The sequence below is a fragment of the Streptomyces sp. BE20 genome, from assembly GCF_036322525.1.
Lineage (GTDB): Bacteria > Actinomycetota > Actinomycetes > Streptomycetales > Streptomycetaceae > Kitasatospora.
The window spans coordinates 1-373 of record NZ_JAQYWW010001012.1; the positions used below are offsets into that span (position 1 = coordinate 1).

Sequence of the window (373 nt, forward strand, 5' to 3'; positions counted from 1 at the left end):
AGGCGGGGTCGAGGGTGAGGGCGGCGGTGAAGTCGGCGACGGCTTCCTCCAGCCGGCCGGTCTGGCGGTGGGCCTCGCCCCGTTCGGCGAACGCCCAGGCGTACTCGGGGTTGAGGGTGAGGGCGGCGGTGAGGTCGGTGATGGCTTCGTCGGGTCGGCCGGCCTGGCGGTGGGCCTGGCCGCGCGAGCCGAGCGCCCAGGCGTGGTCCGGGCTGAGGGCGAGCGCCCTGTCGAAGTCGGCGACGGCTTCCTCCAGCCGGCCGGTCTGGCGGTGGGCCTCGCCCCGTTCGGCGAACGCCCAGGCGTACTCGGGGTTGAGGGTGAGGGCGGCGGTGAGGTCGGTGACGGCTTCGTCGGGTCGGCCGGCCTGGCG

1 protein-coding gene is annotated in these 373 nt (G+C 76.1%); it reads right to left on the reverse strand.

Annotated elements, in window-relative coordinates; genetic code table 11:
* On the reverse strand, positions 1–373 hold a 373-nt coding region (locus PUR61_RS26270; protein WP_329881878.1), incomplete at both ends, for a tetratricopeptide repeat protein.